At 39.2% G+C, this 14428-nt stretch carries 14 protein-coding genes; 13 read left to right on the plus strand and 1 reads right to left on the minus strand.

Annotation, left to right across the window (positions count from 1 at the left end):
- The first annotated feature begins 174 nt into the window (after window positions 1–174).
- From ORH16_RS10820 to ORH16_RS10880, 13 genes are all read left to right on the plus strand, one after another.
- The gene (locus ORH16_RS10820; RefSeq protein ID WP_265458803.1) at window positions 175–954 is read left to right on the plus strand and encodes an ABC transporter ATP-binding protein; all 780 of its coding nucleotides are present in this window, start codon (window positions 175–177) and stop codon (window positions 952–954) included.
- Window positions 932–2962, plus strand: a complete 2031-nt coding sequence (locus tag ORH16_RS10825; protein WP_265458805.1) for an FtsX-like permease family protein — start codon at window positions 932–934, stop codon at window positions 2960–2962. The genes ORH16_RS10820 and ORH16_RS10825 overlap by 23 nt, the downstream gene beginning before the upstream one ends.
- 78 nt (window positions 2963–3040) lie before the next feature.
- Window positions 3041–4123: a M42 family metallopeptidase gene (locus ORH16_RS10830; RefSeq protein ID WP_265458806.1), complete on the plus strand. Its 1083-nt coding sequence runs from the start codon at window positions 3041–3043 to the stop codon at window positions 4121–4123.
- Between the two features lie 91 nt (window positions 4124–4214).
- The gene (locus ORH16_RS10835) at window positions 4215–5015 is read left to right on the plus strand and encodes a DUF975 family protein (protein WP_265458808.1); all 801 of its coding nucleotides are present in this window, start codon (window positions 4215–4217) and stop codon (window positions 5013–5015) included.
- A 95-nt stretch (window positions 5016–5110) separates the two neighbouring features.
- Entirely contained in the window at window positions 5111–5851 is a 741-nt protein-coding gene (locus ORH16_RS10840) for an MBL fold metallo-hydrolase (protein ID WP_265458809.1), read from the plus strand.
- Window positions 5852–5944: 93 nt separating this feature from the next.
- Window positions 5945–6949 (plus strand): lipoate--protein ligase, encoded by a 1005-nt coding sequence (locus ORH16_RS10845; protein WP_265458811.1) that lies wholly within the window; start codon window positions 5945–5947, stop codon window positions 6947–6949.
- A gap of 202 nt (window positions 6950–7151) precedes the next feature.
- Window positions 7152–7850 (plus strand): O-methyltransferase, encoded by a 699-nt coding sequence (locus ORH16_RS10850; protein ID WP_265458813.1) that lies wholly within the window; start codon window positions 7152–7154, stop codon window positions 7848–7850.
- Window positions 7851–8334: 484 nt separating this feature from the next.
- Window positions 8335–9192: a MurR/RpiR family transcriptional regulator gene (locus ORH16_RS10855; RefSeq protein WP_265458815.1), complete on the plus strand. Its 858-nt coding sequence runs from the start codon at window positions 8335–8337 to the stop codon at window positions 9190–9192.
- A gap of 170 nt (window positions 9193–9362) precedes the next feature.
- Window positions 9363–10211 carry an arginase family protein gene (locus ORH16_RS10860; RefSeq protein WP_265458817.1) on the plus strand — a complete coding sequence of 283 codons (849 nt, stop codon included), beginning with the start codon at window positions 9363–9365 and terminating at the stop codon, window positions 10209–10211.
- A 312-nt stretch (window positions 10212–10523) separates the two neighbouring features.
- Entirely contained in the window at window positions 10524–11033 is a 510-nt protein-coding gene (locus ORH16_RS10865) for a pyridoxamine 5'-phosphate oxidase family protein (protein WP_322597297.1), read from the plus strand.
- Window positions 11034–11273: 240 nt separating this feature from the next.
- Entirely contained in the window at window positions 11274–12245 is a 972-nt protein-coding gene (gene dapF, locus ORH16_RS10870; RefSeq protein ID WP_265458819.1) for a diaminopimelate epimerase, read from the plus strand.
- Window positions 12246–12339: 94 nt separating this feature from the next.
- Window positions 12340–12540, plus strand: a complete 201-nt coding sequence (cspD, locus tag ORH16_RS10875) for a cold-shock protein CspD (protein ID WP_265458821.1) — start codon at window positions 12340–12342, stop codon at window positions 12538–12540.
- Window positions 12541–12959: 419 nt separating this feature from the next.
- Entirely contained in the window at window positions 12960–14063 is a 1104-nt protein-coding gene (locus tag ORH16_RS10880; RefSeq protein ID WP_265458823.1) for an LCP family protein, read from the plus strand.
- Window positions 14064–14129: 66 nt separating this feature from the next.
- Here the strand turns inward: ORH16_RS10880 and ORH16_RS10885 are convergent, their stop codons facing one another.
- Window positions 14130–14420, minus strand: a complete 291-nt coding sequence (locus ORH16_RS10885; RefSeq protein WP_265458824.1) for a hypothetical protein — start codon at window positions 14418–14420, stop codon at window positions 14130–14132.
- Window positions 14421–14428: the final 8 nt, after the last annotated feature.

The raw sequence follows: 14428 nt of genomic DNA on the forward strand, positions 1-14428 counted from the left end.
ATAAAACATTTCACAAGATAGAGCAATAGTTTTCCCGAAGATATTTATCAACATCTGGTATTTTTTAGAGAATATTTCAAAAGATAGCCACCAGATATAGTGGGTCCACTGTTTAAGCTTGTTTGGCGGGATTTTTGGCTGATTATGCTATGATAGAGGGGAGGAAGGGATGAGATGAAAACAATTATTGATGTAAAAAATCTGACCAAAACCTTTGGCAGTCGAAAAAATAAAGTCAATGTGCTGGAGAATATTTCTTTTTCTGTAGAGGAGGGGGAATTTGTTGGTATCATGGGACCAAGTGGTGCCGGGAAGACAACTTTATTAAATATCTTATCGACAATTAGCTTTCCAACCCTTGGCAGCATTGTGATTAATGGTGCCGATTTAACGAGCCTTAAAGGCGATAATCTCAGCGAGTTCCGCAGAAAAAATTTAGGGTTTATTTTGCAGGATTTTCATTTAATGAATACGTTAACGGCCCGAGACAATATTTTATTGCCGCTGGCGGTTGAAAAAAAATCACTGGCTGAAATTGACCAAAAAATCGAAGTGGCTAGTGAAATGCTGGGAATTAAAGGGATTTTGAATCAATACCCTGATGAATTATCAGTCGGGCAAAAGCAACGGGTGGCAGCAGCTCGAGCGTTAATCGAGGAGCCAAAAATTATTTTTGCTGATGAGCCAACGGGGGCGCTGGATTCAACTTCTGCCACTGAACTATTGAATTATCTTCATGATATTTCTTTACATAAGGACACCACGATTTTAATGGTAACTCACGATCCTTATACGGCGAGTTATTGCAACCGAATTTTATTTATCAAAGACGGGGCCATTTTTTCTGAAATTGTGCGCCGAGGTTCTCGCCGGGAATTTTTTAATAAGGTGATTGATATGCAGGCGACTATTGGTGGAGGAGGGCGCAGCAATGCTATTTCGTCTGGCCTTTAAAAGTTTTCGCCGGCAAGTCAGAAGCTATCTAATTTATTTTTTGAGTATGATTTTAGCGGTGACGATTTTTTATACTTTTAGTGCGCTGACTTATAACGATGCGATTATTGTGCGGGCTAATCAGGATCTTCATCTCTCACAAGCCTTGGTTTTAGGACAGATTGCAGTCATTGGAATTTTATTATTTTTTATGCTGAGTACCAATCGCTTTTTCCTAAGAAGGCGTGCGGAGGAAATTGGCATCTATCATTTATTTGGCCTCAACCGTTGGAAGATTACCGGACTTTTTATTAGTGAAATTATTATTCTGGGGATCTTAAGTTTAGGAATTGGTGTTGTAATCGGCATCGTGTTTTCCAAAATGTTTTCCATGATTTTGGTTAAGGCGATGGCTTTGAGTATTGAGAGCAGCTTTTTTATTTCTTGGCGTTCAGTTGGTTTAACTGCGGGGACCATGTTTTTTATTTTATTGATTGTGGCAATGCGTACTGCTTGGATTCTGCAAGACTATTCAACTCATCAATTGTTTAAAATGGATCAGCTGACCAGTCAGCAACTTGAGATGAGGGGCTGGCAAAAGGTGTTGGGGGCAATTAGTACCTTGTTTCTATTGCTTTCGTATTTAGGAGCTTTTCAGACACTGGCTTTGGGAAAATGGTTGGCCAACTTTCTTGATGGCTCAGGTTTTTATGCGAATTTTCTCGGCATTTTGATTACGCTGCTATTAGCAAGTGTTGGCACCATTTTTTTCTTTATTTGGGGTCTGCGCTGGTTGCTGTGGCTTGTCGGACGCAGCCGCAGAATTACAGAACAAAATTTGACTGGTTTATTGATTGGCAATCTGCGGGCCCGCTTAACTCGCAACCGCCGTACGACTGCCGGTATCACGGCCACTATGAGTATAGCGATTATCTTAATCAGTTTGGCCTTTTCAACTTTTATGATTTCTCTGAGGGAGGTTTATTATACCGACCCAACTGATTTTCAAGTTGCGGCCGATCAGTATCCTCGTCTCAAAGAAATTGTTGAGGAAAATGATGGAGAGCTAACAGCTGAGGAGACGTTGAATTTTAAAACGGTTGGCGGCTATCTTACGGGGAACCTGGTGAACGATCGAGGCAGCTCTGCGGTAGAATTAGTCGATGTAATTTCACTGTCGAACTATCGAGAGTATCAAAAAATTAATCAGGGTCTGCCGGATATTAATTTTCAGAATAATCAGCAGGTGGTTTTATTAGATACTGTTCAAAATCTTTTCCGGTACATTTTTGAATATGATTCCAGAGCATATTTAGGCGATCAAGCGGTGACGATTCAACGGGCAACAGCAGACCGTCTGGGACTGACACTTTTACGCTACGGTTATTTGACTTTTGTTGTTTCAGATGAGCTGTTTGACCAGCTGGAGGGCTATAGTTATCAAGTAACAGCTTTTAACACCAATAATCAAAATCAGGAGGAGTTGGCACAAGCTGTTTCGGAAAACTTACCTGTAGCCTACGACTATTCCCTCAGCTATGACCTTATCTGGAATGGCTCAGCGGTGGTCGGCGAAATTGCCAGTGGAAATCAAGGACCATCGACGATACAAAGATTAAACTATTCAAGTCAGTATCCTAATTGGCGGTTGACCCGTCGGCAATCAGGCCTAGTGATTTATGTGACAGTTTTTATTGGTTTAATTGCTTTGATTACAACCGGTAGCATAATCGCTTTACGACAAATTGCTGAAGCCGAACATGGCAAAGAAAACTATCAGCTGCTGCATCTTTTAGGAATACCTAAAAGAAAAATCTTACGGGTCATGTATTGGGAAAATGCACTTGTTTTCATTCCAATTACTTTAGTGATTGTCTTAAATTCTTTTTTTGGAATCTATTTATTGTCCCGTTACTTAACCTTTACTAATTTTTGGCTGCCGAATATTTTTATTATTTTTACTGTGGTGGTCTATCTGATGTTTTACATCTTGACGGCGAATTTTTATCGCCGAGTGGTTGATTTATAGATTTTCAGAAAAAGGGCAAAAAAGCTTTTATCAGCGGTTCGTTATGCTATAATTTTATGAAAAGAAAGGCGGGAAACAATGGATTCAAAAGAAGAACAATTATTAATTGATTTAACGAGTGCCAGAGGTGTTCCGGGAAATGAGGGTCAAGTCCGGGAAATTTTTAAAAATTATGCGAAAGACTATGCCGAAGATGTTTTCTTTGATGGATTGGGCAGTGTGATTGCCAAGCATTCCGGTTCAAAGGGCGGTCCAAAGATTTTTATTTCCGGTCACATGGATGAAGTTGGTTTTATGGTGACGAAAATTACGGATAAAGGTTTTATTGAGTTTCAAACTTTAGGCGGCTGGTGGGGTCAGGTTATGCTGGCACAACAAGTTGAAATCACTACAGATGACGGTAAAGTGATTCATGGAGTGATTGGTTCAAAACCACCGCATGTGCTATCACCAGAAGCTCGCCAAAAACCCTACGATGTCAAAGAGATGTTTATCGATGTCGGCGCCAGCAGTGCTGAGGAAGTGAAGGGCTGGGGAGTTCGGCCTGGGGATATGATTACACCTTATATCGAATACAAACGCTTGAACGATACCAAATTTTTACTGGCTAAAGCTTGGGACAATCGGATTGGCACGGCTGTTTCCTTAAAGGTTTTAGAAAATCTAGCTGAAGCAGACCATCCTAATGTTTTATTTGCTGGCAGTGATGTTATGGAAGAAGTGGGCTTAAGAGGCGCCCGTACCAGCACGCATTTGGTCAATCCAGATATTGCCTTTGCTTTGGATACAGGGACCGCAGGAGATACTCCGGGCATGACGCCTAAAGAAGCAGATTCAATTTTAGGCAAAGGTCCGCAGGTTTTGATTTTTGACGCTTCGATGGTGCCCCATAAAAAATTATTGAAATTTGTGATTGATACGGCTGAGGAATTAGAAATTCCCTTCCAATATACGGTGATTACCGGTGGCGGTACGGATGCCGGACAAATGCATTTGACTAGAGACGGGATTCCGTCGTTAGCGATTACTGTACCGGTGCGCTACTTGCATTCCCATACCTCTGTCATTCATGAGGATGACTATCTAAATACCGTTAAGCTGGTCACTGAAGTGGTGAAACGCTTGGATAGTGATAAAGTCAAAGAAATTCGTAGCTATTAAACACAGGTGAATAATCAGAAAAGATTTTCTGCTACTGTAGGAAATCTTTCTGATTTTTATAAAAAAAGGTAAGTGAGAAAAGGAGAGAAAAATGGAAAATTATGAACTGCGGGCAAAAGCCCGAGAAGCATTGGCAGGCCAATGGGGAATTAATGCAATTATTACGTTATTTGTTTACATTATTACGACGGTGATTCAAGGTGCCGTGACTAGATTATTTGGTTTTAATGCCACTAATTCGGATGGGCTACTTTATCTATTAGTCACCTATGCATTGTCCCTGTTTATTTTATTTGCTTTTTCCTATGGGCAAAATTATATTGCATTAGAAGTAGCTAATGGACAAAAAGCGGAAATTGGTGATGTGTTTTCAATTTTTAACAAGAAGTATTATGTGCCGATGATGATTTTTAACTTAATCAGTGAGGTACTGAATTTCTTAATCAGCTTGATTATTTTTGTGCCGATTATGTTGATTTTTGGTTTCACAGCTTACATGTCCTTTGCCTTTGGCGGCAGTACAAATGGATTGACTCGCTTGTTGAATGATGGTGAAATCAGCACGTCAACAGCCATTATTTTTGTTGTGTTAATCTTGGCAGTGCTTGTATTATTCTTTATTGTTTCTTATATCATTGCCGGCGTCTTCAAATTTGCCGCTTGGGCGAAGTTGGAAAATCCAGAAATGCCAACGTTGAAAGCTTTGTCTTATGCTTGGTATTTAATCAAAGATCGTTTGGGCAAATACATTTTAATGAATCTTTCCTTCATCGGCTGGTGGATTTTCTGTATTTTCATTATTCCAGTTTTATGGGTGGTGCCGTACATCAATACTAGCTTAGCTGAATTTTATTTGAATGCGAAAAATGAACGGGACTTTATGAATGTATAAATGATTTTTAAGCGGCGTCTTCAGGGGTTCAAAGCCTTTGGAGACGTCTTTTTGTGTTAGGATAGAAGTAACAAAAATTGTTTGGAGGCTGTCGAATGAAATTAACGGTTTTAGGCTATTTAGGAGCGTATCCTTATGATGGGGATGGAACGACAGGATTTTTATTGCAATCAGGGGAGTTTAATTTACTATTGGATGCTGGCAGTGGCACACTTTTACAATTGCAAAAATATTTAGACCCGTTGGCACTGGATGCAGTCATTTTAAGTCATTATCACCACGACCATATTGCTGATTTAGGGGTGCTGCAATATGATTGGCAATTAAATCCCCAGCGCAATCAGGAGAAAATTTTGCCAATTCACGGACATACAGAGGATTCATTTCACTTCAATGACTTGACGCTAGCGGGCGTCAGCCAAGGACAGCCGTATTACGAGACAGATGAGTTGAATTTAGGACCGTTTTTGGTTACATTTATGAAGACGATTCATCCAGTACCTTGTTATGCTATGCGCTTTGTTGAAAAAAGCAGCGGCAAGGTTTTGGTCTTTACCGGTGATTCCGGTTATTTGGAAAAGTTTAATGATTTTGCCAAGGATGCCGATTTATTTTTGGCAGACACGTATCTATTTAAAGGCAATGAAAGGCACAAGGCCCACTTTACTTCCCTTGAAGCCGGGGAAATTGCCAAAGCGGCTGAGGTGAAACGCTTAGTCTTGACCCATTTGCCGCAATTCGGAGATTTAAAGCTTTTACAAGCGGAGGCTCAAGCAGCTGCTGGGCCACAAATTCCAGTCGAGTTGGCAGCTACTGGGAAAATTTTTGATATCTAAGCCAGTATGTTGAGCTATTGCATCTGCCTTTTACGCAGGCCGATTTTTACAATAGAAAATAATGACAAACAATTAAAATTGGAGGAAGCAAACATGATTTTTGTACCAAATGAAAACATCGATCCGCGGATTAACTTGGCTATTGAAACTTATTTATTGCGGGAAATGCCATTGGATGAACCAATTTTGTTATTTTATATTAATGAACCGTCGATTATTATCGGCCGCAATCAAAATACAATAGAAGAAATCAATAAAGAATATGTTGAAGAACACGGTATTCATGTTGTTCGTCGATTGAGCGGCGGCGGGGCCGTCTATCATGATTTAGGTAATTTGAATTTTAGTTTTATTATGCCAGATGACGGAAATTCCTTTAGAGACTTTGCTAAATTAACGCAGCCGATTGTCCAAGCTCTCCATGATTTAGGTGTTGAAGGAGCGCAATTAAAAGGTCGCAATGATTTGGTGATTGACGACCAGAAGTTCTCCGGCAATGCGATGTATGCAACCAATGGCCGGATGTTTGCCCATGGTACGATTATGTTTGATTCGGATATCAATGAAGTGGTGAATGCCTTAAAAGTTCGCCAAGACAAAATTGAATCTAAAGGCATCAAGTCGATTCGCTCACGGGTGACCAATATTAAACCATTCTTACCAGCGGATAAACAAGGGATGACCACTAAAGAGTTCCGCCAAGAAATTTTGTTGAAAATTTTTGGTGTGAATGATATTGCCGATGTTAAAACCTATGATTTAACGGCAGATGACTGGAAAAAAATTGAAGAAATTTCTAATAGCATGTATCGCAACTGGGACTGGAATTATGGCAATTCACCGGCCTTTAATATTGAAAAACGTCATCGTTTTCCAATCGGTTCTGTCGAAGTGCGCTTAGATGTGGAAGGCGGCTTGATTAAAGATGCCAAAATTTATGGTGATTTCTTTGGCTTAGGAGAAATCTCCGATGTAGAAGATAAATTAATTGGCCAAAAATATGAAAAAGCGGCGATTAAAGAAATTATTGACAGTATTGATGTCAAAAAATATTTTGGGAATATCGAAGCCGAGGAATTAGTTGAGTTAATTTATTAAGCTAATGGCAACTTTTAGATAATCTGTATCATAAAAATTTTTATGGCTTTGGGGTTTAATCGACTCCAAAGCTTTTTCTTTGGTGGAAGATATTTAGGCTAAAGTTCCATCCCAAACAATAACTCTGCTTTTTTATTGCCAGCGGGGATGGAGACCACTATAATATTAAAGAAAATATCAAAAGGAAGAATGGAGCAGTCTTGTGCGCAATGAAATGATGCATCGGCCAGTGGTCAAAAAGGATTTGCTGGATTTTATGCGAAACCAACAAAAACAATTACCCGGAGAACTGGGAAAAATTGAAGCGGAAGCTCATGAAGAGGAGATTCCAGTCATCCCTCATGAGACGGTGGTCTTTTTACAATTTTTATTGGGTCAGCTAAAGCCCAAAGAAATTTTGGAAATTGGCACGGCCATTGGGTTTTCCTCCAGTTTAATGGCAGAATCACTGCAAGATGGCGGTCATGTCACAACTATTGATCGTTTTGATGTGATGATTCGCAGGGCCAAAAAAACTTATGAGCGGCTAGGAAATGCCGCTAAAATCAATTTGCTAGAAGGCCAAGCTGCTGATATTTTGCCAACGTTAAGTGGTCCATACGATTTTATATTTATGGACAGTGCGAAATCAAAATATATTGAGTTTTTACCAGACTGTTTGCGACTTTTAAAAAAAGGCGGCGTCTTGATGGTGGATGATGTCTTTCAAGCTGGAACAATTCTACAGCCGATTGAAGAAATTCCTCGCGGTCAGCGGGCGATTCACCGTAAACTAAATCAGTTTTTAAAGGTGATTATGCAGCATCCGGATTTAACCTCGACTTTACTACCTTTGGGTGATGGCGTGGTGCTGATTACAAAAGAAGCTGAGCAGGTTGAGTTGCCGTCAGAAGTTGAATAGAAGGATGTGGGAACTGGCTGTGACACGAAAAAATTTCTTGAAGTCAACATAATGATGATAATATATTTGTCTCTATAGCCTAGTAAATCAGTAAGGCTTAAAATCGTGTGCTCCTGAGTTCCAGTAGTTCCTCTTGACAATCCAACAGTAATGTTTAATTTTTTTAATATTTTTCGGAAAAGCTGTGTTAACATTAGGTTGTGTTATGCTAGCACAGCTAAAAAATAAATAGCAAACAGATGAAAATGACAATTAATTTCGATTGGATTTTTCATCTGTTTTATTTTCTAGAGTATTTAATTGTTACTGAACACTCAGTTTGTTAGAGCTAGCAGCTTAGTCATTTTAATATTTTTAATAACACGCATGAGATAAATAGTTAATCCCAATAAAATCTTCAAAATTTTGAAGCTGGATTTTGATGCTTATTTTCGTTGACTACGGATTATATTTTGCTTATAAAGCAAAATTAAGGAGGACTACCATGATAATTGAGCAATTACAGGAAACAAAAAGCTTTACGTCATCAGAAAAACAATTGGCGGAGTATTTGTTGGTGCATCTTGAAGAGCTGGGGAGCATGACGATTGATGAGCTGGCAAAAGCTACCTTTACTAGTAAAGCGACGATTATTCGCTTCTGTAAAAAGCTCAAGCTAAAGGGCTTTATTGATTTGCAAAAGGAAGTTGCCAAAGAGCTTGTTGATGGAAAGCATTTAGCTAAAATTATTGATGACGAGCCAGTTAATCAAGACACAACTAGTGAGGAGGTAATAGGGCTAGTTCCGGCAATTTATGAAAATGCCTTGGCCAATGCTCGTCTGTCTCTGGATAAAAATCAAATGAAACGAATTATTAATCATTTCAAACACATCGGGAAATTGGATATCTATGGGACTGGCATCACCTATTCAATTGCTAGTATGGCGGCATTTAAATTTGCAACCTTAGGTGTTTCCGTGGAGGCCTTTAATGGCTTAAATGAACATTATGTGATTGCGACGCGACAAAAGAAAAACCGATTGGCTATTTTACTATCGTTCTCTGGAAACAATCCTCTAATGGCGACGACTGCCAAATATCTTAAGCAAGCTGGTGTCTTTGTGATTGGAATTGGCGATCATCCAGAAGGTGCACTTGCGCAACAGACGGATGAATACATCGCTTTAAGGCAGAAACAATCGATTTTAAGTATGGAGGTGATGACCTCGATAACGGCGGTCAATTATATTCTAGATATTTTGTTTGTTTCTCAGTTGGTTGGCGATTATCAACAAAATACTCAGAATTCTCTGATGGTTATCAAACAGGAACTGGCAACTAATCAATTGAATGATACTTAGGTTTCAAAAATTTAAACTAAATCTGATAAATAATGCGACAATGTTTCAACTTTTGATTTTACTACTGTTCTCTTCAAGCATGGATGATATAGTGAAGCTAGCTTCACCAGTTTGGTTGCATTTGAATTTTTTGAGATGGAACAGCTTAGCAAAAAAGGAGTGTTTGAAATTTGAAAACAATTCGGTTAAAAATTCCCCAATGGCAGGGAGGCAACAAGTCCAATTATGCTTTTGGATCAGAGCTATTGACTTGGTTAGCACCAAAAAATGCAAATCATGTCGAAATTGATGTGGCAATTCCCAAATATAGCGGGCCTTTAGAAAAGGAAAATGGTGTAGTTGGTCAAAGTGTTGTCGCGGCCAACATCGACTTAATCAACGAAAAAATTCAAGCAGAGCAGCCGGATAAAATAATCGCACTTGGCGGTGATTGCCTAGTTTCTCAAGCGCCTTTTGATTATCTCCATGGAAAATATGGCGATGACTTAGGCATCATTTGGATTGATGCCCACCCAGATATTTCTACACCAGACGTGTTCTACCATGAACATGCGATGGTGTTGGGTAATTTGCTAGAGGATGGTGATCCGGTGCTCGCAGCCAAGGTCAAAGCGCCTTTTAAGTCAGCTGATGTGCTCTATGTCGGATTGCAGGAACCTACCAGTGATGAGAAAAAAATATTAGCAGATTTAGATTTAAACTATCAGGTACAAAAAAACGAGCGACTTTCGCCAGAAGCCATTCAAAAATGGCTCAAGGAAAATCATTTTTCCAAAGTAGTGGTCCATTTTGATTTGGATGTCTTAAATCCTAGTGAATTTCGTTCACTTTATTTTACAGAACCAGGCGTGACCGAATTTCCGTCAGAATCTGGGCAAATGAGTTTAAAGGAAGTGCAGGCCACCTTTGCAGCAATCAGTGAAGTCAGTGAAATTGTCGGCTTGACCATTGCGGAATATCTGCCTTGGGATGCTGAAAACTTGCAGCAATTATTATCAGGAATCAGCATCTTTCAGTAAATGAAATTTAACAGCCAACAGCCTGCTCTCTTTATTGAGGGCAGGTTGTTTTGTTAATGGCTTTAGTTAATATTTTACTTTATAAGTGGTGAAAAAATATGAACTGAGTAAGTAAGACATTTTAGCTGTTCTTAAAATAAGTTTTTTTAGTTTGCAGTCCTCCTATGTGAAGCCTATCTTTTATAATAAATAATAGTAGAAAAATGAAATCAGATTCACTTTTAAAGAGCTGATTTTCGCTTGCATAGAGATAAAGACTTCTTTATAATAGCTAAAACAGTTTTGATTGTTAGAAAAACGGAGGATTTTTAGATGGAGGAAATGCGGCGTAGTAAACGGCAAATGGAGCAGGGGGCCATCAAAGAATTAATTGAGGCCCAGCATGTGTTAAGAATTGGTCTGATTGATAAAACCTTTCCCTACGTTGTCCCCGTGAATTATGGGTACTCGTGGCAAGCAGATCAGCTTATTTTTTATATCCATGGAGCATTGGTTGGTAAAAAAGTCAGCCTGATTGAAAAAAATCCCCATGTTTGTGTGGAAATTGATGGAAAGCATGCTCTAATTGAAACGGGAAAGCGTGCGGAGGGCTATTCTTTTGCCTATGAGAGTTTTATCGGTTATGGCAAGGCAGAAATTGTGACGAATGCAACCGAAAAACTTCATGGCTTGGCGTTACTGATGCAACACGAAACGGGGAAGGCTCTGACTGAGTTTGACCCAATTCCGGAAAAAATGGTGGAACGAACAGGGATTATTAAAATTGTTATCTCTGAGTTCAGCGGCAAGCATCATCAGCTGCCGGAGAAATCAGAAGGCTAGAAAACAGTGCAGCTTAGCTGTGACAAAATTGCTGAGGATTAAAAATGCAATATCCTCTGTGATGAAAAGATTTCTATTTTGAAAACTAAAAAATTTGATAGCAAAAAAAGTGCAAAATTTTGTATCACAGAATATTTTGAGAGTTCTTAGGTCAGTCAAAGACGGGACTCTTTTTTTTTTGACAAAAATTGACTATAATAAGTTCAGGATTTAGTCAAGGTCTTTAAGAAAGGAAAAACAATGAAATTAGTAAAAGTGCACGGTTCAGAGAATGATTTTTTTATTTTGGATCAGACCCAGTTTCAGCAAAAATTAACGGATAGCCAAGTCAATCAACTGACACAGGCGATTACGCCTCGTGAAGGTGGGTTAGTTGGCGGTGCAGATGGCATTTTATTAGTTGATGATGCCAAAAATAGTCTGAGTTTAGGGCAGATGCGGGTAATTAATAATGACGGCAGTGAAGCCAGTATGTGCGGCAACGGTTTGCGGACAGTGGCTCGTTATTTGGCAGAAAAAAATCAGCAGGATTCATTTAATGTTGAAACGATGTTCGCAGATTTAAAAGTACGCAAGGCTCCGGCTCTCGGTGAAAAAATCGAGACCTATCAAGTCGAAATTTCACCGGTTAGTTTTGATTTAGCAGCTGTTCCGGCTAATCTCGAAGGCGGCCGAATCATCAATCAAAAAATTCCTGAGCTATCCGATGAGCTGCTTTTTTCAGTGGTGGCCGTTCCCAATCCTCATCTGATTGCTTTTGTCGATGAAGCGACCTTAAAAGGTCCGTTGCTAGAAGAAATTGCGCAAAAGGTAAATGGCGAAAATAACTTATTTCCTGATGGTGTCAATGTTAGTTTTGTCCAAGTCTTAGGACCAAACGATATTTTTGTCAGAACTTTTGAGCGAGGCGTCGGTTTAACGAACGCCTGCGGGACAGCAATGAGCGCTAGCAGTCTGATGCATGTGTTATTAAATGATGGTCGTTTTATGCAGCCGATTAATGTTAAAAATCCTGGCGGGATGGTTCAAACAGTCGTCCATGAAAATCCTGATGGCGGCTACTGGATGGAGCTGGTTGGCAATGCTACCAACACCCATTTAATTGAAGGGGAGCTGGCGGACTTTATGAATCAGAATTTTGATAAGCTGACGATTGTTGAAACGGATGAACAGGCAGACTATCAAAAATTTCTCAATAATATTGAAAAATAATTAAAATTTTGTTCTTGTTAACGTTTTCTATTTTCGTTATAATAATCCTCAGAGACTAACTATCTCAAATGAAAATTTGGAGGCAATTATTATTATGAATCAAGGAAAAGTGAAATGGTTTAACAATGAAAAAGGTTTCGGCTTTATCGAAACTGACGGCAGCGATGATGTATTCGTACACTTCTCAGCTATTCAAGGGGATGGCTTCAAGTCTTTAGAAGAAGGCCAAGAAGTTGAGTTTTCAATCGTTGAAGGCGCACGGGGACCGCAAGCCGCTGACGTTGTTAAATTATAATCTTTGATATTTTATAAGTGGTTGTGACACAAGTTTTTGACAGTTGATTTATCTGAATTTATTTTTGTCTTGGTGGTCCAGTGGGGCTCGGACAAGCAAATCAGTTTTGCACCTATACTGATGGGGTTCAGATAATTTCATCTATCTGAACTTATGTCCAACCACTTTCTTTATTTTCATTTTTTTCGTGAAATTCATGAAATTTCATTGAAAGAATTTATATCGCATTTATTTTACGAAAATATTTCATAGATTACAAAAGAGTTAAATAAAGTTTGTAATCGAGCCGGATTTCCTGTAGTTGATTGAAATCGGGCTTGTTTTTTGGTATCGTTTGTTAGACGTATGTAATTTACAAGGAAAAGTATTCCTTTAATGAAAAAAGAAATGTGATTCACAGTCACAAGAGGAGCGAACAAATGCGAGTTTGGCAAAAGATCGTGTTGGGATTTGTCTTTGCAGTCCTTTTAGTTGTCATTGGCGGCGTGGCCTATGGTACAAAGGCGTACTATGATTTGAAAGCAACAGCATCCCAAACATATGAATCAGTAGAACGAATCTCTGAAACGAAGCGCTCTGAGGAAGTCGATTATTCCTCCTTAGAACCTATCTCAATTCTATTGATGGGTGTCGATACCGATGTGGAACGAACTGAAGAAGGCGACACCGGCCGGACTGACTCCATGATGGTAGTCACGATTAACCCAGGAACTGGTCAAACAACAATGGTCAGCATTCCACGGGATACACTGGTGGAAATGGATTACCAATACGGAGATGTTTACATTCAGTACGATAAAATTAATGCAGCCTATGCTTATGGCGGAGCAGCCTTAGCTATGAAAACTGTCGAAGATTTATTAGATATTCCAATCGATCATTATGCAACGGTCAACATGGACGGCATGGCCGATTTAATTGACGCTGTTGGTGGTGTGACGGTCAACAATGCTTTTGCTTTTGATTTAAACATGGAACATTTCGATGAGGGTGAATTACAATTGAATGGTAAGCGTGCGGTTGAATACGCCCGCATGCGCTATGAAGATCCTAATGGCGACTACGGCCGTCAAGAAAGACAACGGGAAGTCTTAGAGCAATTGTTTAATCAAATTACTTCTGTTGGCACATTAAGCAATTATCAAAACTTGTTAGATGTATTGGGGGAAAATGGCAAAACTGACTTAGATTGGTCAACCATCAGCTCATTGGTTCAAAATTATACACCAGCTTTAAGTAATTTTGTGACAGATCAGCTACAAGGTGTGGATTACACTGGTGATGGTTATATCGGTGAAAGTGGTATTTCTTTCCAACAAGTGACCGAAGAAGAAATTATTCGAGTTCAAAACCTATTGAAGGAACAACTGAATGAAGCAACTATTACGGAACTGGCTTCTGATTATCCTGATTTAGAAGTTTTGGCGGATAGCTATACGACTTCAACATACGGTACAACTTCTGATACCTACACTTATGGCAACGATACGACCTATGATGATAGCACGAGCTATGGCTATTAAAATTTGAATTTTTTCCCTCTCTGTTCAAAAGAAGTTACTTTTGAACAGAGAGGGATTTTTTTGATTTCACAGTAATTTTTGCACAATGAAGCTTTCGAGAAACCAAGGAATTCTTTTATCGTAATTTTGCAAGGTGCTATTTTTCAGCAGCATACGATACTCCCCCAAAATCGTTACTGATATTCGCAAAATGCTATAGCAATCTCCATAATAAACGGCAGCTGCAAAAATGCGGCTCAAGTTTAGCAATTTAAAAAAGTATATCAAAAGTTTAACAGTTAAAAAAATCCGACAAAAAATCCGCAAGGCCCTCAGTTGTTCGAGAGTATCTTTGCGGATATTTTTTACTCTATCCATCACCAACA

Source organism: Enterococcus sp. HY326 (assembly GCF_026157065.1).
In the GTDB taxonomy this organism is placed as follows: domain Bacteria; phylum Bacillota; class Bacilli; order Lactobacillales; family Enterococcaceae; genus HY326.

What these genes read in the sequence shown, in the direction of transcription:
- ORH16_RS10820 (WP_265458803.1), top strand. Translation starts at nt 175, where the DNA reads ATGAAAACAATTATTGATGTAAAAAATCTGACCAAAACCTTTGGCAGT.
- ORH16_RS10825 (WP_265458805.1), top strand. Translation starts at nt 932, where the DNA reads ATGCTATTTCGTCTGGCCTTTAAAAGTTTTCGCCGGCAAGTCAGAAGC.
- ORH16_RS10830 (WP_265458806.1), top strand. Translation starts at nt 3,041, where the DNA reads ATGGATTCAAAAGAAGAACAATTATTAATTGATTTAACGAGTGCCAGA.
- ORH16_RS10835 (WP_265458808.1), top strand. Translation starts at nt 4,215, where the DNA reads ATGGAAAATTATGAACTGCGGGCAAAAGCCCGAGAAGCATTGGCAGGC.
- ORH16_RS10840 (WP_265458809.1), top strand. Translation starts at nt 5,111, where the DNA reads ATGAAATTAACGGTTTTAGGCTATTTAGGAGCGTATCCTTATGATGGG.
- ORH16_RS10845 (WP_265458811.1), top strand. Translation starts at nt 5,945, where the DNA reads ATGATTTTTGTACCAAATGAAAACATCGATCCGCGGATTAACTTGGCT.
- ORH16_RS10855 (WP_265458815.1), top strand. Translation starts at nt 8,335, where the DNA reads ATGATAATTGAGCAATTACAGGAAACAAAAAGCTTTACGTCATCAGAA.
- ORH16_RS10865 (WP_322597297.1), top strand. Translation starts at nt 10,524, where the DNA reads ATGGAGGAAATGCGGCGTAGTAAACGGCAAATGGAGCAGGGGGCCATC.
- dapF (WP_265458819.1), top strand. Translation starts at nt 11,274, where the DNA reads ATGAAATTAGTAAAAGTGCACGGTTCAGAGAATGATTTTTTTATTTTG.
- cspD (WP_265458821.1), top strand. Translation starts at nt 12,340, where the DNA reads ATGAATCAAGGAAAAGTGAAATGGTTTAACAATGAAAAAGGTTTCGGC.
- ORH16_RS10880 (WP_265458823.1), top strand. Translation starts at nt 12,960, where the DNA reads ATGCGAGTTTGGCAAAAGATCGTGTTGGGATTTGTCTTTGCAGTCCTT.
- ORH16_RS10885 (WP_265458824.1), bottom strand. Translation starts at nt 14,420, where the DNA reads ATGGATAGAGTAAAAAATATCCGCAAAGATACTCTCGAACAACTGAGG.